Source organism: Rhodococcoides fascians A44A (assembly GCF_000760735.1).
Taxonomy (GTDB): Bacteria; Actinomycetota; Actinomycetes; order Mycobacteriales; family Mycobacteriaceae; genus Rhodococcoides; species Rhodococcoides fascians_E.
On sequence record NZ_JMEX01000009.1, the window covers coordinates 123,350 to 144,159 of the forward strand.

General features: G+C 62.3%; 19 protein-coding genes. 15 read left to right on the forward strand and 4 right to left on the reverse strand.

Annotation, left to right across the window (positions count from 1 at the left end):
* The 14 genes from BH95_RS28960 to BH95_RS27335 form a co-directional block, all read left to right on the forward strand.
* The coding region (locus BH95_RS28960; protein WP_208601221.1) for an alpha/beta fold hydrolase at window positions 1–2,019 on the forward strand (2,019 nt) is incomplete at its 5' end.
* Window positions 2,012–3,451 carry a methylmalonyl-CoA mutase family protein gene (locus tag BH95_RS27275; protein WP_052069825.1) on the forward strand — a complete coding sequence of 480 codons (1,440 nt, stop codon included), beginning with the start codon at window positions 2,012–2,014 and terminating at the stop codon, window positions 3,449–3,451. The genes BH95_RS28960 and BH95_RS27275, both read left to right, overlap by 8 nt.
* Window positions 3,452–3,549: 98 nt before the next feature.
* A complete protein-coding gene (locus tag BH95_RS27280; RefSeq protein WP_032382025.1) occupies window positions 3,550–3,810 on the forward strand; it encodes a phosphopantetheine-binding protein in 261 nt (86 codons plus the stop codon).
* Window positions 3,807–5,390, forward strand: a complete 1,584-nt coding sequence (locus BH95_RS27285) for an AMP-binding protein (protein ID WP_015586172.1) — start codon at window positions 3,807–3,809, stop codon at window positions 5,388–5,390. Before BH95_RS27280 ends, BH95_RS27285 begins: the two co-directional genes overlap by 4 nt.
* Entirely contained in the window at window positions 5,387–7,231 is a 1,845-nt protein-coding gene (locus BH95_RS27290) for a condensation domain-containing protein (protein WP_015586173.1), read from the forward strand. The genes BH95_RS27285 and BH95_RS27290 overlap by 4 nt, the downstream gene beginning before the upstream one ends.
* A complete protein-coding gene (gene ccrA, locus BH95_RS27295) occupies window positions 7,215–8,537 on the forward strand; it encodes a crotonyl-CoA carboxylase/reductase (protein WP_015586174.1) in 1,323 nt (440 codons plus the stop codon). Before BH95_RS27290 ends, ccrA begins: the two co-directional genes overlap by 17 nt.
* On the forward strand, window positions 8,534–8,989 hold the full coding sequence (locus BH95_RS27300; protein ID WP_015586175.1) for a cobalamin B12-binding domain-containing protein: 456 nt from the start codon (window positions 8,534–8,536) through the stop codon (window positions 8,987–8,989). The genes ccrA and BH95_RS27300 overlap by 4 nt, the downstream gene beginning before the upstream one ends.
* The gene (gene meaB, locus BH95_RS27305; RefSeq protein WP_015586176.1) at window positions 8,986–9,741 is read left to right on the forward strand and encodes a methylmalonyl Co-A mutase-associated GTPase MeaB; all 756 of its coding nucleotides are present in this window, start codon (window positions 8,986–8,988) and stop codon (window positions 9,739–9,741) included. Before BH95_RS27300 ends, meaB begins: the two co-directional genes overlap by 4 nt.
* Before the next feature lie 312 nt (window positions 9,742–10,053).
* Window positions 10,054–10,488: a methylmalonyl-CoA epimerase gene (gene mce / locus BH95_RS27310; protein ID WP_015586177.1), complete on the forward strand. Its 435-nt coding sequence runs from the start codon at window positions 10,054–10,056 to the stop codon at window positions 10,486–10,488.
* A 208-nt stretch (window positions 10,489–10,696) separates the two neighbouring features.
* Complete coding sequence (locus BH95_RS27315; RefSeq protein ID WP_032384406.1) at window positions 10,697–11,896, forward strand: hypothetical protein; 1,200 nt, start codon at window positions 10,697–10,699, stop codon at window positions 11,894–11,896.
* The gene (locus BH95_RS28965) at window positions 11,893–12,045 is read left to right on the forward strand and encodes a hypothetical protein (RefSeq protein ID WP_155289037.1); all 153 of its coding nucleotides are present in this window, start codon (window positions 11,893–11,895) and stop codon (window positions 12,043–12,045) included. Before BH95_RS27315 ends, BH95_RS28965 begins: the two co-directional genes overlap by 4 nt.
* Window positions 12,046–12,435: 390 nt before the next feature.
* Complete coding sequence (locus BH95_RS27325) at window positions 12,436–13,272, forward strand: hypothetical protein (RefSeq protein ID WP_015586180.1); 837 nt, start codon at window positions 12,436–12,438, stop codon at window positions 13,270–13,272.
* A 397-nt stretch (window positions 13,273–13,669) separates the two neighbouring features.
* Window positions 13,670–13,900 (forward strand): heavy-metal-associated domain-containing protein, encoded by a 231-nt coding sequence (locus BH95_RS27330; RefSeq protein WP_032407149.1) that lies wholly within the window; start codon window positions 13,670–13,672, stop codon window positions 13,898–13,900.
* Window positions 13,901–13,933: 33 nt separating this feature from the next.
* Window positions 13,934–16,135 carry a heavy metal translocating P-type ATPase gene (locus BH95_RS27335; RefSeq protein WP_037185689.1) on the forward strand — a complete coding sequence of 734 codons (2,202 nt, stop codon included), beginning with the start codon at window positions 13,934–13,936 and terminating at the stop codon, window positions 16,133–16,135.
* 104 nt (window positions 16,136–16,239) lie between these two features.
* On the opposite strand, the gene BH95_RS27340 is transcribed toward BH95_RS27335, so the two are convergent.
* The 4 genes from BH95_RS27340 to BH95_RS27355 form a co-directional block, all read right to left on the reverse strand.
* A complete protein-coding gene (locus tag BH95_RS27340) occupies window positions 16,240–16,866 on the reverse strand; it encodes a DUF305 domain-containing protein (RefSeq protein WP_032364203.1) in 627 nt (208 codons plus the stop codon).
* A gap of 85 nt (window positions 16,867–16,951) precedes the next feature.
* Window positions 16,952–17,371: a DUF6153 family protein gene (locus BH95_RS27345; protein WP_032364204.1), complete on the reverse strand. Its 420-nt coding sequence runs from the start codon at window positions 17,369–17,371 to the stop codon at window positions 16,952–16,954.
* Between the two features lie 51 nt (window positions 17,372–17,422).
* Window positions 17,423–18,640, reverse strand: a complete 1,218-nt coding sequence (locus BH95_RS27350) for an MFS transporter (RefSeq protein WP_139278555.1) — start codon at window positions 18,638–18,640, stop codon at window positions 17,423–17,425.
* Window positions 18,641–18,703: 63 nt separating this feature from the next.
* Window positions 18,704–19,288 carry a TetR/AcrR family transcriptional regulator gene (locus BH95_RS27355; RefSeq protein WP_032407145.1) on the reverse strand — a complete coding sequence of 195 codons (585 nt, stop codon included), beginning with the start codon at window positions 19,286–19,288 and terminating at the stop codon, window positions 18,704–18,706.
* An 84-nt stretch (window positions 19,289–19,372) separates the two neighbouring features.
* Between BH95_RS27355 and BH95_RS27360 the strand changes: the two genes are divergently transcribed.
* Window positions 19,373–20,767 carry an MFS transporter gene (locus tag BH95_RS27360; protein WP_032407152.1) on the forward strand — a complete coding sequence of 465 codons (1,395 nt, stop codon included), beginning with the start codon at window positions 19,373–19,375 and terminating at the stop codon, window positions 20,765–20,767.
* The last annotated feature ends 43 nt before the right edge of the window (window positions 20,768–20,810 follow it).

Genomic DNA, 20,810 nt, shown 5'->3' on the forward strand with positions numbered 1-20,810 from the left:
GGCATCACACAAACGAACGTCACCCAGACCTACGCAGCTTCGGAACATGCTTTCAAACATTCCCCAGATCAGGTGTGGTCGATGTTCCATTCGTACTCGTTCGATGTGTCGGTGTGGGAGATGTGGGGCGCTCTGCTGCACGGCGGCCGCTTGGTGATCATCCCTGAGCATGCCGCCCGCTCCGCAACGGACTTTCACCGAATCCTGGTAGACGAGCAGGTCACCACCGTCAACCAGACCCCGTCCGCACTCGAGATGCTCTCGCCCGAGGGAATAGATCAAGTAAGGACCATTTTTGTGGGGGGTGAGGCATGCTCGCCCGAACTTGTCGATCGGTGGGCTTCAGGCCGAGAAATGATCAATGGCTACGGGGAGACAGAGACGTTCTACGCCTCTATGAGTGCGCCCATGAAGCCTGGTCATGGAGCTCCTATCGGTACGCCGGTGCCGGGTGATGCGTTGTTTGTGTTGGATTCCGGTTTGCGGCGGGTTCCGATCGGTGTGGTTGGTGAGTTGTATGTCGCGGGGCGGGGTGTGGCACGCGGTTATGTGCGACGGCCGGGCTTGACGGCATCGCGATTCGTCGCGTGTCCGCTCGGCCCTTTGGGTTCGCGGATGTATCGCACCGGCGATCTGGTTCGTTGGAATCACGACGGCGAGCTGGAGTATGTGGGTCGCTCTGACGATCAGGTGAAGATTCGTGGTTACCGCATCGAAATCGGTGAAGTGGAAGCAACACTCGCTGCCTTGACCGGAGTGGAGCGTGCGGCAGTGGTGGCCCGTGATACCGATACCGGCAAGCAGTTGATTGGCTACGTCGTACCTACCGAGGTGTCTGCGGGAATCGATGGTGGGGCGCTGCGCGAACGAGTTGCCGCGCGATTGCCTGCGTACATGGTTCCGGCCGTGGTGATGGTCATCGACGAGTTGCCGTTAACTGTCAACGGCAAGCTGGACAAATGGGCGTTGCCCGAGCCGCAATTCGCCAGCGGCGTTCACAGAGCGCCGTCATCTCCGGTTGAAGAAATTATCTCCGGCATTTTCACGAAGGTTCTCGACCTGCCGCGAGTCAGCGTGGACGACTCCTTCTTCGACCTGGGCGGCAACTCGCTCTCTGCGATGCGTGTCGTAGCCGCCGTGCAGGAAACCTTCGACTGTGAAATCAGCGTCCGTGCACTCATGGAAGCCCCCACCGTAGCGGGCCTGAGCAAACAACTCTTCAACTGGTCCAGTTCCGACGAGATACCTCAGGTCGTGAAGTTGTGCCGAGGGCCAGGGCGTCCACTTTTCTGCATACACCCTGGTGGGGGCGTCAGCTGGGCGTACCGCGCCTTGGGAAGCATCGTGCAGCGCCCAATATTCGCTATTCAGCAAACCGTCGACGGCGAACGTCCGCGTACGGTCCGCGAAATGGCCGGCGAGTATGCCGACCTCGTCCAGTCAGTCCAGCCCGATGGGCCCTACGACCTGCTGGGATGGTCCTTCGGTGGTGTCGTCGCCCACCAGATGGCTACCGTGCTGGAACGGAGAGGGGCGCACGTACGTCGGCTAATACTGTTGGACGCAGCTCTAGTAGAACCCGGTACGACACGCTCGCCAGACGCGGATTTCAATGAGACCGACGTCCTGCGGCATTTCGTGTCCAAGAACGTCGACCTGCCCGATCTGAAAGAATTGACCTCTTACGAGCAGGCCACGGAATGGCTGGAAACTCATTCGTCACTCGGCGCAGCTATTCCGCCAGCTTGGATGATCAGCCACGTCGTTCGCAATCTCCGATTCAATTCTGACCTCTGGCACGGCCACACACCGGACCTATTCGGGGGCGGCGCTGTGGTGTTCCAGGGAAGCGATCACGAACGCGATCCAGGTTATTCAAGAGACTGGACACGTTTTATCGCTCGTCCAGTCACGGAGATCGCAGTGGAGTGCGAACACAACGACATGTTGAGTCCCGATGCGTTGGACGCCTACGGCGACCGGCTGCGTGCAGAACTGGAAGGCGACGATTATGAGTAAACCAGGCGAGTTTCCTTATGAGGCAGGTATTCATCCCAAGGGCTATGTGTCTAGGCCATGGACGATCAGGCAATTGGCTGGGCTTGGCGACGGCGTAGACACCAATAGGCGGTTCCATTATCTCCTCGACCAAGGCGAGACAGGTCTTTCGTTGGCTTTCGACCTGCCCACCCAGCTCGGACTCGACCCGGACGATCCAACGGCTGCCGGTGAGGTCGGTCGCGCCGGGGTCTCGGTGTCCACCGTCGACGACTTGGCCGCAGTGTTCGACGGAATACCGCTGGATCAGGTGTCAGTCTCTTTCACCATCAATGCGACCGCACCGATGATCTTGGCCCTATGGATCGTGGTTGCCGAAGAATCAGGCGTCAACCCTGCGCTATTACGTGGCACTTTGCAGAACGAAATGCTGAAAGAGCACGCGGCTCGCAAGGCGTTCGTGTTCGACTTGGACGACAGCTTCCGCTTCTCGTTAGACGTTATCGAGTACTGCATACGCAACTTGCCCAAGGTCAATCCGGTATCGATCTCGGGTGGACACGCCCGTGAAGCCGGTGCGAGCCGAGCAATGGAAGTGGCGCTCGGCATCGCTGATGCGGAGACGTACTTGCAAGGGATGCTGGAGCGGGGGTTTACCGTCGACGAGGTCGCACCCCGGCTCAGCTTCATCTTTGGGACCCATATGGAGGTTCTTGCCGAGGCGGCCAAGTTCCGTGTCCTACGCAGGATGTATGCCCGCCGCATGGTGGACCTCTTCGGCGCTGCTGACGCGAAGTCGAGCCGCATGCGTGTTCAGGTCAATACTTTCGGCTCCGCTCTCGCCGCCTCCGAACCGCTCAACAACATCGCGCGTACGACCATTCAGGCCGTAGCGGCCGTCCTCGGCGGGGTGCAGTCTCTGCATGTGTGCGGCTTCGACGAGGCCGAACAAACGCCTGGGCAGCTATCGGCACGCATTGCGCTGAGGATTCAGCAGATCATCTTGAAGGAAACCGATCTAGCCAGATACGTCGACCCCCTCGGCGGGTCCGAGGCAATAGCTCGCATCGCCGATGAAATCGAAGCAGAGGCTACGGGGTGGCTAGATGACATCGCTGCCCATGGTGGCTTGTTGGACTGTCTGCGCAGTGGCTGGCTGGAATCGCGCATTGACGACATGGCCTACGCCACCCGCGGCCCCGTCGTCGGCGTCGTCGAAGCCGAGAGTTCCGAAGAAGAGGAGTGGCTCACTGAAAGGCAACTGCGTTCGGGTGTCGTACCGGGCCGCCGCCGTCCCTTCGAGCGCGGGGTTTGTAGCGCAGAACTACGTGCTGTGACCGATGACGTGGCCGCGGGCCGCAATGTCATGAATTCGATGATCGCAGCAGCACGGGCTCGGGCCAGCATCGGCCAAATGCAACGGGCGGTGGCAGAAGGGCTCGAATCGAAATGACCGCATCTAACCGGAGCAGCAGCAGTCCGGGTCAATCCCGTACCCAAACACACTCAAGGGTGCAGCCAACTGACCACTCGGATGGGGAGCAGAGAAATATGAGCAAACAACGGATGGCTACCACTATTACGAGTTTCTGGGAACGGGCTCTCGGCGAAGAAAATCTCACGCTCGATGACAATTTCTTCGATTTGGGCGGTGATTCGCTCACGGCCGCGAAAATCCTTGCCCTTATCCAGCGGGAGTATGGGCTGCAAGCGGAATTGCATCTAATTTTTAACAACCCCACCATCGAAGAATTCGTGGAGGCCGTTGATGAAGAACTAGCAGGGGTAGCGCCGCGGGGAGAAGATGCATGACCGCCCCAAAATTCAAGTCACTGTGGGGAGGTCCGGCGACACCCGATTGTCACTTAACTGGATTTGTTCGCCGTGTCACCCACGATCCGGGGCGTACGGCTGTAGTCGACGCCGATCGTTCGTACACCTACGGAGAACTGGCAGCTTGGGCGCAAACGGTGTCGTCCAACTTGACGCTGGCCGGCGTGAACGTAGGAGACCGGGTTGCGGTATCGCTTCCGCGAGGCGCGGGTGCAGTCGCTGCATTACTCGGGGTGCTGCTGCATGGAGCGACGTACGTCCCGTTGGACCCCGAGTACCCCGTGGAACGGATTCAGTTCATGGTGGATGACTGCGCACCTCGCGCCCTAATCGCCACCACGCGATCACGTGTGAACCACCACGCCCCGCTGGTCGACATCGGGCTGCCCCCCGGAGTAACCCAACCGATCGACCTGCGCGCCGTCGCGTGCGATGCCGCACTTCCGGTCTACATCATCTACACATCCGGATCGACCGGCTGGCCGAAGGGCGTAGCGCTGAACCATCTCTGCATCGACACAATGGTCGATTGGCAAACATCCCACTCACCCCACCCCGAACTACGCACCGCACAGTTCGCCCCGCTAAATTTCGACGTCTCGTTCCAGGAGATATTGGGCACGCTGTGCGGCGGCGGCACGCTTGCGATCATGCCGGAGAAGCTACGCCGTGAACCAGCCCAATTGCTTCGATGGCTCTCCGATCAACGAATCGAGCGGCTGTTCGTCCCATTCGTTGCGTTGCAGATGCTGGCAGTGACGGCCCAGCGGGACATGCTGGCGCAACTGTGCTTGGTCGAGGTAAATACCGCCGGTGAGCAAGTAGTGTGCTCGGAAGATATTCGCGCAATGTTCGCATGTATGCCCGGCTGCCGGCTGGTCAACCACTACGGACAAAGCGAATCCGCCATGGTGACCTCGCACATCCTGGGGCCCGATCCGTATGCCTGGCCCAATCTGCCACCAATCGGCGAACCCCTGCCGGGATGCGAACTACTCATCGCGCCGGAAGTTCCAGAAACTCCGAACATCGGAGAGCTTCTCGTATCCGGAAATCCATTGTCGGATGGATATCTGGGGCGTCCCGAGCTGACAGTGGAGCGCTACGTCAGCATCCTTCCCTCACCAGCCGGTAACACCCGAGCCTTCCGTACCGGTGACCTGGTGGAGCTGACAGACAGCGGCTTGCGCTTCCTATCCCGAATGGACAGCCAGATCAAAGTGCGGGGAATCCGCGTTGATCTCCTAGAAATCGATGCGCAGTTGCTAACAGCTCCCGACTTCGCTGCAGCGGCGACGGTCATGGTGGTGACTAAGTCCGGCCATGCCAGCCTGCGCGCCGCAGTAGTCCTTCGTGAGGGCTGCACCGGCCCAGTCGAGGCCAACGCTCTTAAGCGACTACGCAAGGTACTGCCCGAGGTTTCGGTCCCTGTTTCGGTGACGGAACTGCCCGAACTGCCCAGGACCCCCAGCGGGAAGGTTAATCGTGAGAGAGTCGCTGAGCTCATCGCAGATGACTGCCGGCGGCGTCGCCGACACAGTCAGGGCGGTGACGAATGACCACAATCCTGCACGATAGGCCCGCCGATGCGGGCCAATACGCACTCTGGGCCGAAGCCACGATTGATCCCTCGATTAGTGGCGGCGGATATTTCGTGGCGACCTTTCGCGGTGTACTTGACGAGCATCACCTCGAGGCCGCTGCGCGCGCCGTGCTTGAACGACACGAGCCGCTGCGGTCGGTGCTGCGGCTTGTGCGGGGACAGTTGCGCCAGTGCGTCCTGCCGGCACTTGAGGCATGTTCTTTCGAGCGCGCCACTATCCCATGCGAAGACGGCTCCGAGTCGGCGGCGGTCCGAGAATGGTGCAAGCAGCGCGAACAGGACAAGCGCTGGGACCTAGCCACCGAGGCACCAATTCGTTTCCAACTTCTAACCCATGCTCCCAACCGCTGCTCGATGGTCTTCGAGGCTCATCACGCCGGCTTTGACGGGCGCAGCAAGTTTATTGTCGCCCGCGATTTCTCGAACTATCTGGGGAAACTGAGAATCGGCCATCAAGTGAATCCGACGCCGCTGGCCGCGCCCAGTACGCCCGTTGCCACGGAGGCAGTCACCGCGGAGGCCATCGAATTTTGGCGTACTGCTATCGACAAACGGATGCCCTTGACACTTCCCGAGGGCGGCCGTCTGGGGCAGCGGTCCATTGCTGCCTCGCCGACAATCGAACTGGAGCCCTCAGCGGTTGCCGCCCTTCGCGCGATCGCTCAAAACCTGCAGGTGAGCACATTCACGATGCTTTTCGCAGCGCTCACTCGACAAATGACGGCTTACGACAACATTGATCCGGTGTTGTCTGTGGCTTCGGACGTCAGTGACGAACACACCGGACATGTCGCCGGCTTGCAAACCAACGTGGTCCCCGTATCCATCGAAACCTCCCGCCAGATGGCGACGGAAAAATCCGTTGCCTCGGCCCGCCGGGCGCTCACACACTTGGCTCGCTATCGCCGCGTCCCGTTCGTGGACCTGGTGTCCGGTGTGCCCGGCAGACCCCTCGCTCGGCTCAGTACTGAGCTCGGCCTGTCATTTCCCCGTCCGCCAGCCCAACTTGACCTGGAAATCCCCGGCCTACGTTCGGAGTGGGAGTTTTTCACGCCAAACACAAACGCTGCTTTGGCCAGAACGCTGCAGATCCGTGCGCACTGGCCGCAGTGCCGGGTGCGGCTCGACTATCGCCAGGATCTGATGGGTGCAGCGGAAGCAGAAATATTTCTTGCCGATTTTCGCACTGCTGTCACAGATCTCGCTTCAGACCGAGAAACATCCTTGGTCAGCTCTACGAGCAAAGTCCGGCCCCGAGCAGCCGGCGCGGGGACCCCGTACATCTGTGCTGGCGTCCGCGCGGGGACACTATGTAACGACGACGCTCCCCACCCTCCGCGCTTGATGCCATCGGACGGTGTGAGATTCACCGTGCGTGGCCGGTCGGAACAGTTACTGCCCTGTTGTATAGCGGGCACGATCTGGGTTCATCTCGCCGACGGCCGCGAGGTTTGCACCGACGACTGTGGGTACGTCGCGGCAGACGGCGAGATGCGACACCTAGGACCTCGGGAGGGTCGGTGGATCCGCACCCGAAGCCTCATTGATGCCTCCGCAGTCGCCCGCGTCGCCCGAACCCACACTTGGGTACGAGAGGCGGAAGTGCAGCTGGTGAGGGGCCGTACCGACACCGCGGTGCTCAGTGTGTCTGGACCAACTCGCAATGTCCCGAGCGCACGAGAAATCCGAGCACATCTGCGGACTTTTCTGCACGCCAGTGATCTGCCTGGACGTATCAAAATCACCTGTACCGACACCCTACCGACGAACAAGGATGACAATGAACGAACTCTCTGAAGCTGTAATCGCGGGTGCCTCTCCGGACGTACTTGAGAGCCTTCCCGTCCCACCTGAATACAACGCCGCCTACCTAGATGTAGAAGACATCCAGATTTTCGCCGGCGTCGAGGACAAAGACGTTCGAAAGTCGATTCACCTCGGCAGTGTGCCCATGCCGGAACTTGCTCCTGATGAGGTGTTGGTCGCTGTTATGGCAGCGGCGATGAACTACAACACAATCTGGTCCGCTACCTTCGAGCCGATCCCCACTTTCAACTTCCTGCGGCACTACGCAAAACAGGGCGGCTGGGCCTCTCGTCACGACCAGCCGTACCACGTACTGGGGTCGGACGCAGCCGGGGTGATCGTGCGCGTCGGGGCCGGTGTGCGCAAGTGGAAGGTCGGGGACCATGTCGCCGTAGGGACGGCTCATGTCGATGACCAGGAACCGCTCACCCATCACGACGGCATGCTCGGCCACGAGCAGCGAGCATGGGGGTTTGAGACAAACTTCGGAGGCCTCGCTGACTATGCGGTCGTCCGCGCGAGTCAATTACTACCCAAGGCAGCGCACCTCACCTGGGAAGAGGCTGCCAGCAACCCATTGTGCGCGGGAACGGCCTACCGGATGCTCGTCAGCGAGCGCGGTGCCAACATGCGTCAAGGCGATGTAGTCCTCATTTGGGGCGCGGCGGGTGGCCTCGGTGGCTACGCCGTGCAATTCGTCCGCAACGGCGGCGGCATACCAATCGGCATAGTCAGCTCGGACGCAAAAGCCGAGGTCGCCCGCAAGCTTGGCTGTGAGCTGGTCATCGATCGGCGCGAGATCGGTGAGATTTCCGCTGACCCGGACGCCACCGTCGCGGCAGGAAAACTGCTGGGCAAGATCATCAGGCGAGAGATCGGAGAGGATCCGAACATCGTCTTCGAGCACGTTGGCCGCGAGACCTTCGGCCTCTCGGTATTCGTGGCCCGCCGCGGCGGCACAATCGTCACCTGTGGATCGAGCACGGGTTACCAACACACGTTCGACAACCGCTACTTGTGGATGCGCCTGAAAAGAATAGTAGGCAGCCACGGGGCGAATTTGTACGAGCAGTGGCAGACGAACCGCCTCATCCAGCGCGGCCAAGTGCAACCTATGTTGTCTGAAGTGCACCCGTTTCAAGAGACACCAGAAGCCGCACGCAGGATTCAACTAAACGAGCACCTCGGCAAAGTTGGCATACTTTGCCTAGCACCCTCGAGTGGGCTCGGTGTCACCGACGTCGACCTGCGTTCCCGGATCGGCGAGGCGCGGATCACACCGCTGGTGACGGCATGACAGCTCCGAACCCGAGCTTCGACGCAGGAAAGGCCGAAGGCCGCGTGCATCGTGTCCGAGTGGTGGTTGCCAAACCTGGGCTGGATGGCCACGATCGCGGTGCCAAAGTGGTGGCGCGCGCACTTCGTGATGCCGGCATGGAAGTTATCTACACCGGATTGCGTCAGACACCCGAGCAAATCGTCCGCACCACTTTGGAAGAGGGTGCCGACGCTGTCGGTCTGTCACTGCTATCGGGCGCTCACATGGAACTGGTACCCCGCGTAATCGAGCTGTTGGCCGAGAATAACGCGATGGAGATACCCATCTTCTGTGGCGGCGTCATTCCACCTGGAGACGCACGCAAGCTCGCTGAAATGGGAGTGCTCCGGGTCTTTACCTCTCGGGATTCCCTTCAGGAGATCACCCGTTGGGCACAAACGAACCTACATCCGCTCAAGGAGACGGAGTGACGAGGCACCAGAACTGTCAGACCTTGGAGTCTGCACGGCAAGGCAATATCAGGGCGCTGGCGCAACTAATGACTCGCGCGGAGAACTACGCCATCACTGAGGTTGACGTCATCTCTCCGGCTGCACCGGACCACCCCCGAACCGCCTGTACGGTGATTGGCTTGACAGGTCCTCCTGGTGTCGGAAAGTCGACGTTGATTTCATGTCTTATCGCCGAGTACCGCAAGCGGGGTCAGCGCGTGGCAGTGCTCTGCTTTGATCCGTCATCGCCGATAACCGGCGGTGCGCTCCTCGGTGACCGCATCCGTATGCAGGAGCACTCAGATGATCCCGGAGTTTTCATTCGGTCAGTGTCCAGTCGTGGCCATCTCGGAGGACTTTCGGCCACGGCCAGGACAATGATCGCGATCCTGTCTGAGATCGAATTTGACAGGATCTTGATCGAGACGGTCGGAACCGGGCAGTCAGAGGTGGAAATCGCATCAATCGCGGACGACACCATCGTTGTTCTAGCGCCTGGAGCAGGTGACGGCATCCAAATGGCCAAGGCTGGTGTTCTGGAAATCGCCGACCTCTACGTCGTAAACAAGGCAGATCAGAACGGAGTCCACGCAGTACTTCGCGAACTCCAGGCCGTGATCGAGCTTGGTCAACGCGACGTCCCCATTGTGACGACTACCGCCAGCCGTCAAGAAGGGGCCGCCGAGGTAGTTAGAGCCCTTGAGGCCAAGCGAAAATCTCCTATGACGTAGAGCTGGAGCAGATCGTTCCTCCAGTCATTACCTCTGCCGCGCTTTGCAAAGCAGCGAAGCTTTGGGCCACCGTTAGGTGATCGAAGTCTGCGACATCGACGGGGACACCTGCATGGCACGAAATCACCTGCGCAGCGGCTTGAACTGGGCCCGAGTCAAGGGTTGGGCTGAATTTGACGACCTAGGCAACCAAGCAAAGTAGGGACTGTTGGCAGAGTTCAGATTGACTGATCTTGTAAATATCAGTCAGACAAGCGGATTCGGTCATGTCAGCATGTTGCATAGCGAGCAGTTATGCGGTGGACTGTAGGCATGCTGACTCGAATTGACCATATCGGGATTGTTTGTTTCGACCTCGACAAAACCGTCGAATTCTACAGTGCCACCTATGGATTCGAGGTTACTCACCTGGAATCGAACGAGGAGGAGGGTATCCGTGAAGCGATGTTGAAGATCAACGAGACCCCGGACGGTTACGCCTCGTACCTCCAGCTGCTGGGCTCGACCCGGGACGACTCAGTAGTAGGCAAGTGGCTGGCCAAGAACGGAGAAGGCGTCCACCACATCGCATTCGGCACGAACGACGTGAGTGGCGAAACAGAAGCCATACGGAGTAAGGGCGTCCGGGCACTCTACGACGAGCCGAGACAAGGTTCAATGGGGTCCCGAATCAACTTCCTGCACCCAAAGGATTGCCACGGGGTCTTGACTGAACTCGTCACCGCCGCAACACCAGACTCCGAATGACAACTGCCAGTTAATGTTGCGATGGTCCATATCGTCAGAGTGTTGATGCGGATTTGTGCCATGGAGTGGTAGACGAGGGGGCGGGATGGGAAAATTGGCGCGGCGTTCGGATAGAAGAGGGCAGAAGCCTCGGAATGCGAAGGGCACTCGGGTTCGCCGTGATGGATTCGACGGTGAGTTCGTTCCAGGGCAACAATTTTCGGTCGACATGCGTATCCGCCGTCAGGCCGCCGAGGTGCTGGAAGCAAAGGTCACCGCGGCGCGGTGGCCCCTTGTGCTCGAGGCCATCGAGGCCGCAGCCTGGCCGGTGGAGACCTACCTGGGAAAATTCCTTAAGGGCGGCTACGACGTGATCCGGTTTCGGTCCGACCCGGCCGACGTGGGCGAGATGCTCCATAGGTTGTCCCGGATGACGAAGCTGCCGGTCGAAGCTGTTGCGCGGGAGCCCCACAAGCACTTGCCCTTCTGGCTCGATGACGAACCGGAATCGCACGATGTCGGCCTGCAGCCCTTCCGTTGGTTCCAGATGCTTTACTACAGCCACTTCCTTCTGCGCGCGTCGACGGCGGACCGGTATGCCTACTATGCGACGCCGGAGATGTCTGCGTTGATCGAGGCCGGCCAGAGTGCCGATCGAGACCATGATGTTGCTGTGACCGTGGCCGATCTTCCCTCGAGCAGAGGAGTTCTCTATCTCGCTCCAGCGGATGGAGTGCCCGACCACGGGCGGGTCCTGGTGTGGAACGAGACAGGTCGCGACAGTGGAAGTGGAACCGATGTTCTCCTGATAGCCATGCTTACCGTTCCTGCTTTGCGGTGGTGGTTGGCGCGGGCCGACGGGGCACTTCCTACTGACGGAAACCGGTTGTACCGCGTCGTCAACGACTACCTACCGGTGTTTCCTTTCGCCGAGGTCCAGCTCAGCCCAGCCGAATCCGATGCTGCGCCCAGTGCACCGAACCGATCAGGAGGCGCGGGTTTCACGGACGTCGGTCCCGACGAACCTGCGCATTCCGTGACCGCCATGAATGACCTGGATTACGTTGCGCGAACGTTCTTCTCGATGGTGAACATGCTGCGAGGCAACAAGTTCGTGGAGTCCACCCGCCAGCAGTCGGCGCGCATGCGAGACAACGACGGCGTAGTCAAGCGGATGCGTGAGGTGACGTATTTGTCGTACCGGCAGCCGCGGTCTGCATCCAGTGCTTCATCGTCGGAAGGATCTGGCAAGCTCTCGCACCGCCACGTCGTTCGGGGGCATTGGCGTCGGCATTGGTATCCATCGCAGAAGCGTCATCTACCCATGTGGATCGATGAGCATTTGCAGGGGCCCGCGGATGCCCCGATTGTCGTCAAGAGCAAGGTGACTGTGGTGCGCCCGCCTGCGGAGAATGAGAGTGTTGAATGACCAACGACCGTAGTTTCGATCCGGACGCCGATCACGGCCAGGCGGGCTGGGTGACTCTGCCCAGTGGACAGCGTGCTTACCGCTACCACGGCTCGGACGACCTGATCTACGACGGAGCAACCGCCCCCGAGGCCGACGCGTCGAACTAGACGTAGATTGGAACTCCTCGGCGCAGGCTCGAGAAGACCGATGCACCGTCATGCCGGAAAGAACGACGCAGCTCGTCCAGTCATTCACATGAATGATTGTTGCCTGGGAACCACAAAGCAGCGCTGTGCGTCCAACACAGCATGGACGACGACGAGTGCGCAGCCATCCGTGACGAGGGGCGCGACCCCAGCGACCCGGCCGTCGTAAGCGCCCTCGACCAGGTGAAACGAACGCTTCACCTATACCGGCATCTCGCCTGGACCTTCACGGCAGACGACCTCGACACTCGCACCCTCCACCGCTGAACGCGCCCACCTGCACGTTCGACAATCGAACATGCGTTCGATACGGTGTGGTGGTTCCTATCGGCGCGCGAAAGGTCGATCCACATGGCCACCGTCGACGCAATCGGGGACCTCACCGGCTTGGGCAAGGCCGAACAGCTCGCCGCGCTCCGACGCAGCATGGCCGCGATCCCCGGACGACGTGTCCACGCACCCATCGAGCCCGTCGACGCATCCCTGTTCGCCCCATCTCAGCCAACGGCCCCGCCCGCCGACGAACAGACCCTCAGCGGCCCTGTGCGTTCACAGACCCTGCGCACCATCCCCGTGCCCACGCCACTGTCGGAACTCCTCCCACGCGGTGCGCTGGCCCGCGGAACGGCCATCTCGATTACTGGTGCCGGATCGATCCTCGTCGGTCTCGTCGCTACAGCCAGCGCGGCCGGCCACCACGTCGCATTGATCGGGCAGTCGAAGTTCGGACTCCTCGCCGTCCACGAGCAGGGCGGCGACCTGTCGAAAATCCACCTGATCGACCCAGGCCAAACAGACCCCCTCGACGCTGCGAGCCTCTGTATCGAGGGCCTCGATCTGGTCGTGACGACCGTGCACGGACGCGATGTTCCGCCAACCCGGGCGCGTGCCCTGTTGGCCCGAAACCGTACGCACGCAGGAATTCTCGCGATCACGAACGGACGCATGCCCGGTCTCGACCTGGCAGTCTCCTCGCGGCCTGTCGCGTACGGCGGAATCGAGCAGGGCAGGGGCCGTATCCGGTCGATCACCCTCGAGACCACCGTGCACGGGCGCGGTATCGCCGAGCGCACCGGCCGCTACACCCTCACCGCGCCCACGTTCGGCGAACAGGGCCTGCGGTGGATCCCGAGCAGCGTCGACGCGGCCGTCCTGCACCGGCCACACGGTCTGGCGGTCGTGCAGTGAGCCCCGAGATGTACGAGAACTGGCCCGTCACTTTCGATCCGCCCACACGCCTCGTTGTCGATCCCCCTCAGAGAGTCTTGGTCAGCGTCGCGCTCACCGTGGCTGGCTCGTCTGGAGGATCCTTCCGTGACGGGGTGCCGCTCAAAGTCCGGTCGGAAGGTCTCGCGATGGACGTCAAGGCCCCTGGGCTTTTTCACGCATGGGCGAAAACTGGAAGGGGACAGTGGATTTGTTGTAGCTACGGTCTGTTGTTGACCAACTGACCGGTCAGGGCGCGCATGGTTGGTCAGCCTCTGATGCAGTATTAGGCCTTTTCAATTATACGGGGAGGGGGTATGGTCCGACATGTCAACAACATACCCCAGGGGGGTATGCATTCACGATTGAAGGAGCGGACATGATCACCACGAGCTACCGAGTTACCGGTATGACGTGCGGGCACTGCGAAGCCTCGGTTCGCGAAGAAGTCAACGCCGTAGCAGGGGTCGTCACAGTGGAGGCATCGGCGTCGGCGGGAACCCTGACGGTGACAAGCGCAGCCGAGCTCGACCAGGACCAAGTCATCGCCGCTGTTCGCGAGGCCGGATACACAGCGGAACAGCAACCCTCGGACCCGCGCACTGCGTAACCACCGAACTCGGTGGACGGAAGGACTCGCACGATGAACAACCACACACATGCCGGCGACGACACAGGGATGGCCGAGGCTGCGAACCCACACTCGGGCCACGACATGTCCGGGCACCGCGCGCCCCCCTCGGGACATGGCGAGCACACGGAGCGCGGCGGTCACGACGGACACGACGGCCACAGTGGGCATGCCGGCCACGGTGGGCATGCCGGCCACGGTGATCACGTCGGTATGTTCCGTCGCCTGTTCTGGATCATGCTGGCCCTCGCCGTCCCGGTGATCCTCGCTTCCGAGATGTTCGCGATGCTCCTCGGGTACTCGCTACCCGACGCAGCGTGGATCGCGTGGGTCTCCCCGGTACTGGGAACCGTGATGTATGCCTGGGGCGGGTCCCCGTTCCTCACCGGCGCGGTGAGTGAAATCCGTTCACGTGCACCAGGAATGATGCTTCTCATCGCCCTGGCGATCACCGTCGCATTCGTCGCGTCGATGGGAGCGAGCCTCGGCCTGCTCGATCATCAGCTCGACTTCTGGTGGGAACTGGCCCTGCTGATCGTGATCATGTTGCTCGGGCACTGGATCGAAATGCGATCTCTCGCGCAGACCACCTCCGCTCTGGACTCATTGGCAGCACTGCTCCCGGACACCGCCGAACGCGTCGACGGCGACGACGTAGTGCAGGTGTCCCCGGCCGAGTTGCTGCTCGGTGATCTGGTCGTCGTCCGCCCCGGCGGACGCGTACCCGCGGACGGCACCATCGTCTCCGGATCGGCGAGTATGGACGAGTCCATGATCACCGGCGAATCACGCACCGTCCGCCGCAGCGACGGCGACCAGGTCGTCGCCGGCACTGTCGCCACCGACTCCGGCCTGCGCATCCAGGTCACCGCAGTAGGGGAGGACACCGCCCTCGCCGGCATCGGCCGGCTCGTCGCCGACGCCCAGAACTCGACCTCGCGCGCTCAGCGCATCGCCGACACCGCCGCCGGCTGGCTGTTCTGGTTCGCTCTCGGATCCGCGATCATCACCGCCGCCGTGTGGACCCTGGTCGGGATGCCCGACGACGCCGTCATCCGCACCATCACCGTGCTGGTCATCGCCTGCCCGCACGCACTCGGACTCGCGATCCCGCTGGTGGTCTCCATCGCCACCGAACGCGCTGCCCGCGGCGGCGTTCTGGTCAAGGACCGGCTCGCACTCGAAACCATGCGAACAGTGGACACCGTGCTCTTCGACAAGACCGGGACCCTCACCAAGGGTGAACCCACCGTCACCGCAATCGAGGTGACGAACGGGCGCACTGCCGACAATGTCCTCGCTTTGGCTGCTGCCGCAGAAGCTGACTCAGAGCACCCACTCGCACGCGCCATCATCGGTGCCGCACGATCACGGAACCTAACCGTGCAGCCTGCGACTGACTTCCAGTCGTCCCCCGCGGTCGGGGTCGCAGCCGACGTCGACGGTACCCGCGTACAGGTCGGCGGGCCCGCGCTGCTCGAGCAGGAACACGGATCCGAACTCGCCGTCGCCGACCGGTGGCGCGGTGACGGGGCGATCATCCTGCACGTCCTCGCCGACGGGGCCGTGATCGGTGCGCTCGCGCTCGCCGACGAGATCCGGCCTGAATCACGCACCGCGATCGATGCACTCCACGCCCGCGGAATCGCGGTGGTGATGATCACCGGTGATGCCGATGCCGTCGCGAAGTCCGTCGCGACCGAACTCGGTGTGGACCGCTACTTCGCCGGGGTGAAGCCGGAAGACAAGTCCCACACCGTCGCTGCACTCCAGGGCGAAGGACGTACGGTGGCGATGGTCGGCGACGGAGTCAACGACGCACCGGCGCTCGCGCAAGCCGATGTCGGTATCGCGATCGGGGCCGGCACCGACGTCGCTATCGCATCGGCAGGAGTGATCCTCGCCAGCGACGACCCGCGGTCGGTGCTGTCGGTGATCGAACTCTCGCGCGCCTCGTACCGAAAGATGAAGCAAAACCTCTGGTGGGCAGCGGGATACAACCTGATCTCTGTCCCGCTCGCGGCAGGGGTGCTGGCACCGGTCGGGTTCGTACTGCCCATGTCCATCGGCGCGATCCTGATGTCGTTGTCGACGATCATCGTCGCCGCAAACGCGCAGCTGCTCCGGCGACTCGACCTCGCGCCCGACGCCATCACCGGAGCGGTGAACGACGGGAGTTCCGATGCTCCATCGCAGCGCGAACCGGTACTGTGAGAGCTGATCTCGTACCGGGAACGCAGCCCTGACAATTGTGGAACGCTGATGGCCGCACCCTCTCCGCCGGAGAGGATGCGGCCATCGTTGTGTGGCGGGCCGGGTCAGCCGAGCAGCCGCTGCATGGTCTCGATTTCCTGCTGCTGAGTGGCGACGATGGCGCGTGCCATCTCCAGGGCGTCAGGATTGGAACCGTCCGCGATTTCGGTGTTCGCCATCTCGATGGCACCGGTGTGGTGGGCGATCATCATCGTCAACCACTGGCGGTCGAATTCCGGTCCCGACGCTGCCATCAACGCGTCCATGTCCTGAGCGGTCATCATGCCGCTGCCAGAGCTGTGGTCCATCCCGCCCATGTCACTCATGTCCATGTCGGGCATGGGCTGGCCCCACTCGGTCAGCCATGCCGTCATCTGGTCCATCTCGGGCTGCTGTGCGCCGGCGATCGCCGATGCCAGCGACAGCACGTCCGGGTTGTCGGTGCGGCCGTTCGCCATGTCGGCCATCTCGACTGCTTGTGCGTGGTGCGGATACATCATCTGCGCGAACATCACGTCGGCATCGTTGAACTCTGCGGACGCGCTTGCTTGGGCCGAGGACATCGGTGCGGAGGACATCGAGCCCATGGAATGCCCGTCCATCGACGAATCGGTCGAGTCGTTGCTACAGCCGACGACGAGGAACGCGCTGGCGGCGGCAGCAGCGAGTGAAGCCATGACTTTGGTACGCATGTGGAATCTCCTTGCAAGAGTGGACAATCAGGGGTGTGTGACGTGTTTCGGTCCGCCGGTCGACGCGCGTCTACCGGGCTCCCTGTCACACTCGCAAGGTCACCGATCTGTCCAACTCCCACAAGGTCCACGGCGGTGCGCGCTCCAGGATGGAGTCTGTGCGCCCGGCGATCCCGTCCACCGCTGTCGGCGACTGGCCTGTCTCGGTGCTCATCGTCGGGACGGACAACGCGGCCCACGACACCGGAGTTCCCACACAGGGATGCATCATCTGATGCGCCGACGGACAATCGTGTTCCCCGAACATCACCGAAGCCGAGCTACTGCCCGGGGCTGTCGACGCCATCGCGGCATGACCACCGGTCATCGACTCCGACATCGGGCCAGCCATCGACGATGCCGGTGTCACAGAATGCATCAACAACACCCCGAACACCGTCACTGCAATCAACAATCCGATCGCCGAGGCTGTGCCCCGTCGAGTGCGACGAATCGTCGAGTTCATGCTCTCGACGGTAACAGGGCATACCCCCCAGGGGTAGCGTCGGTGCATCGTTCAGCTGGCCAGTCGGACGTCAGCTCTCGGTCGTGCGAACCAGTGAACCAACACCCCGCTCGCGACACTGAGTGTTGCGAGCGTCGGCATCGCCACCACGATCGCCCTGTCGAGCCCCCAGAAGGTTGCGAGCGCACCGATCCCAACCGCAGTAAGACCCTGTGACAGGTACGCCACCAAGTACATCAACGACAGTGTCGTCGCCCGCGTCTCGGCCTCGGGGGCTGCGACGACCATTCCGAGTCCGCCGTAGAACATCAGGCCGTAGCCCGCCCCGCTGATAACCGCAGCGAGCAGGAAGACGGTGAGCGAGTCCACGTGCGATGCGGCGACGAGGGTGACAGACCCGGCGGCGGAAAGCACCGAACCGGCCGAAGATGCAGTTGTCGGTGAACCGCGCCGGGCGATGACGGACGCGGGAACGATGGAAACAGCCCAACACGCAAGTGCACACGCGGCGACGAAAGCGTCGACGGTACCGACGAGATCCCTCACGATCTGCGCACCGAGCCCGATGAACACCGCGCCCATCATGAAGGCCACGGTGAGGGAAGCAACACCGATGGCGAACTGCATTCGATTCCTCGCGGGTACTCGCGCCCGACTGGGCCGCCATCGAACATTGCTGCGCGTGGCCTCCTCGGGGAGGAACCACACCAGCGGCAGCAGAGCAATCGTCACGCCGAGCAAGATGGCAAACGGAAGCGTGGTGGGCGACGCGGAGTACTGCACGAGCGCACCGCCGACAACGAGCGCGAGTGCGGTACCGCTGGCCGTCGCCGCAGTATTGACGGAAGTGGACAGTGCCGCGGTGCGGCGCGGTGCGAACTCGACGAGTGCGGCGCTGGCCGCACTCATCGCCAGCCCGACCCCGATTCCTTGAAGAGTGCGGCCGACGAAGATCGGGACGAGACCGCTCGTGACCACAAACAGCGCAGTGCCGACGGCGACCATGCCGACACCGGCAAGCAGTACGCGGCGTCGCCCGATCGAGTCCGAGAGAGACCCACACGCAACGAGAGCGAGAACCAGCGCTACCGGATAGGTAGCGAACAACGCGGTCGTGACGACCTCACCCACGCGCCACCGATCCGCTAAGAGCGGATAGACCATCGAGGGCGCGCCGCTCGCCCACAACGACACAACCAGGACGCCCGCCGCCGTCGACAACGCCACCGGTAACGGCAAGGTCTTGCGTGAACGAGGGCGACGGTTCACCGATCTACGCCGACCGAACCGAAGGTGTGCGACCAACCGAGCGGAAGGTGGTGCGCCCAAGCCTCAATGGGTGTCGAGTAGAGCAAGGACGGTCCTCACGATCAGATCGGGTGCGTCCATCGAATCCAGTCGCCCTGCTGCTATCTCGGCTCCGGCACCGTGAAGGACCTGATGGAGCACGGCGACTTGCCACGAGGTGGGCATGTCACGTGAAAACAGTCCTGCACTGCGTCCGCGTTCGATCAACGATTCGACCCGGCTCGCGGGGCCGTCGTGAAGCTCGCGGATACGCGCTGGGGGAAGTTCTTCCTCGGCGGCGGCAATGACCGATCGTGACCGGTCCACCAGCTCCCAGCTGCTGTGAATGAGCCGGGACAACGCTTCTCGGGGATCCCCACCCAGATCGACCGCAGCCAACGTCTGCTCACCGCGATCGATCACACGCGCCACCACGGCATCGATGAGCGCTGGGCGAGAGGCAAAGTGACCGTAGAGCGTCACCCGCCCGAGACCGGCTTCCCGTGCGATATCGCCCATCGTTGCGTTCTGCCGCCGAGACAGGCAGACGATCGCGGCATCGAGAATCCGCTCGACGTTGCGTACCGCGTCGGCTCGTTTACCGACGACCTGCGACGTATCGGTCGCCATGAACCCTCACTTCCCGAACACGTTTGTATGAGTTACGGTACCAGTGTCCAACTCAAACAACTATGTACAACTTAGGGGGCCGTGGTGACCACGTCGAAAACGACACCGGAAGCGGGCGAAGGGCTTCACCCGAAGCGATGGCTCGCACTGGCCCTGCTGGGCACAGCGCAGTTCATGCTGATTCTCGACGTCACAGTGGTCGCGATCGCGCTGCCGCAGATGGGCGTGGACCTGGCCCTATCGCGGGAGGCGGTGACGTGGGTCGTCGCCGCGTACACCCTGACCTTCGGCGGCTTGATGCTCCTCGGCGGGCGTAGCGCGGACCTGTTCGGGTCCAAACCAATCGTCTTCGCCGGCCTGGCCGTCTTCACCGCCGGCTCCCTGGCGGCCGGACTGGCTGCCAATGCCGAGTTCCTGCTCGGCGGCCGCATTGTCCAAGGCATTGGCGCGGCGATGCTCTCACCGGCGGCGTTGTCGGTGGTGGTGCGCCTGTTCGCCGGCGACGAACGCAACCGCGCCCTGGGCATCTGGTCTGCATTGGGCGGCGGCGGCGCGGCGGTCGGTGTCCTGCTCGGTGGCCTGATCACCGCCGGGCCAGGATGGCCGTGGGTGTTCTACATCAACATCCCGGTTGGCCTGATCGTCATCTTCGGCCTCCTCCGGGTTTTACCGCCGCTTACCCCGGCACCCGGGCCGCGTCCCGCGCTCGACATTCTCGGTGCAGCGCTGGTCACCGCTGCGACCGGCTCGGCCATCTACTCGTTGACCGTCGCCGGTGAAATCGGATGGACCAACCCGCAGACCCTCACCGCCGCCGGGGCCGCGGCAGCGCTCTACCTGTTGTTCTGCTGGCGACAGAAGACTGCGTCCTCCCCGCTGATGAACCTAGGACTGCTGGGCCGGCGTCCAGTCGGTGCCGGAGTGTTCGTGATTTTGATCGCCACAGCTTTGATGGTTGCAGTGTTCTTCTTGGGAACCTTCTATTTTCAGCAGTCCGCTGGGCATGGTCCCCTCGTGACCGGACTGTTGTTTCTACCGATTGCGGTGGCGACGATGACGGGAGCGAACCTCGGCGGACGCCTCATCGGACGATGGGGCGCGAGGATCCTCGGCACCGCCGGGATGCTCATCGCGGCGTTGGGATTGCTTGTGCCAGCGGTGTGGGCAACCACTGCGGCGACCACGATCGGCGTCAGCTTCGGCGCATTCGGTATCGGCGCGCTGTTCGTCGTCGCCTCGGCCACCGCGCTCGGGCAGATCGGCCCCGAGGAGGCCGGCATCGCATCCGGCCTGCTGAGCACCTTCCACGAGTTCGGTGCATCCATCGGCGTGGCAACCGTCTCGAGCATCGCTGCACTCAGCCTCGTCGCGGGTGGCGGTGACACCGGGTTCCAACACGCGTTCCTCTTCGCCGCAGCCGCTGCTGCACTGGCCGCAGTGATCTCTGCCTTCGTAATCCCGGCGCGTCCCACCGCCTGAGCACTCGTAGCGGTGTGGACCTGTTGTCCCGAAGAGCATCCGT

What these genes read in the sequence shown, in the direction of transcription:
- BH95_RS27275 (WP_052069825.1), top strand. Translation starts at nt 2,012, where the DNA reads ATGAGTAAACCAGGCGAGTTTCCTTATGAGGCAGGTATTCATCCCAAG.
- BH95_RS27315 (WP_032384406.1), top strand. Translation starts at nt 10,697, where the DNA reads ATGCGTATCCGCCGTCAGGCCGCCGAGGTGCTGGAAGCAAAGGTCACC.
- BH95_RS27340 (WP_032364203.1), bottom strand. Translation starts at nt 16,866, where the DNA reads ATGCGTACCAAAGTCATGGCTTCACTCGCTGCTGCCGCCGCCAGCGCG.
- mce (WP_015586177.1), top strand. Translation starts at nt 10,054, where the DNA reads ATGCTGACTCGAATTGACCATATCGGGATTGTTTGTTTCGACCTCGAC.
- BH95_RS27345 (WP_032364204.1), bottom strand. Translation starts at nt 17,371, where the DNA reads ATGAACTCGACGATTCGTCGCACTCGACGGGGCACAGCCTCGGCGATC.
- BH95_RS27325 (WP_015586180.1), top strand. Translation starts at nt 12,436, where the DNA reads ATGGCCACCGTCGACGCAATCGGGGACCTCACCGGCTTGGGCAAGGCC.
- BH95_RS27285 (WP_015586172.1), top strand. Translation starts at nt 3,807, where the DNA reads ATGACCGCCCCAAAATTCAAGTCACTGTGGGGAGGTCCGGCGACACCC.
- BH95_RS27280 (WP_032382025.1), top strand. Translation starts at nt 3,550, where the DNA reads ATGAGCAAACAACGGATGGCTACCACTATTACGAGTTTCTGGGAACGG.
- BH95_RS27335 (WP_037185689.1), top strand. Translation starts at nt 13,934, where the DNA reads ATGAACAACCACACACATGCCGGCGACGACACAGGGATGGCCGAGGCT.
- BH95_RS27290 (WP_015586173.1), top strand. Translation starts at nt 5,387, where the DNA reads ATGACCACAATCCTGCACGATAGGCCCGCCGATGCGGGCCAATACGCA.
- BH95_RS28965 (WP_155289037.1), top strand. Translation starts at nt 11,893, where the DNA reads ATGACCAACGACCGTAGTTTCGATCCGGACGCCGATCACGGCCAGGCG.
- BH95_RS27300 (WP_015586175.1), top strand. Translation starts at nt 8,534, where the DNA reads ATGACAGCTCCGAACCCGAGCTTCGACGCAGGAAAGGCCGAAGGCCGC.
- ccrA (WP_015586174.1), top strand. Translation starts at nt 7,215, where the DNA reads ATGAACGAACTCTCTGAAGCTGTAATCGCGGGTGCCTCTCCGGACGTA.
- BH95_RS27330 (WP_032407149.1), top strand. Translation starts at nt 13,670, where the DNA reads ATGATCACCACGAGCTACCGAGTTACCGGTATGACGTGCGGGCACTGC.
- BH95_RS27355 (WP_032407145.1), bottom strand. Translation starts at nt 19,288, where the DNA reads ATGGCGACCGATACGTCGCAGGTCGTCGGTAAACGAGCCGACGCGGTA.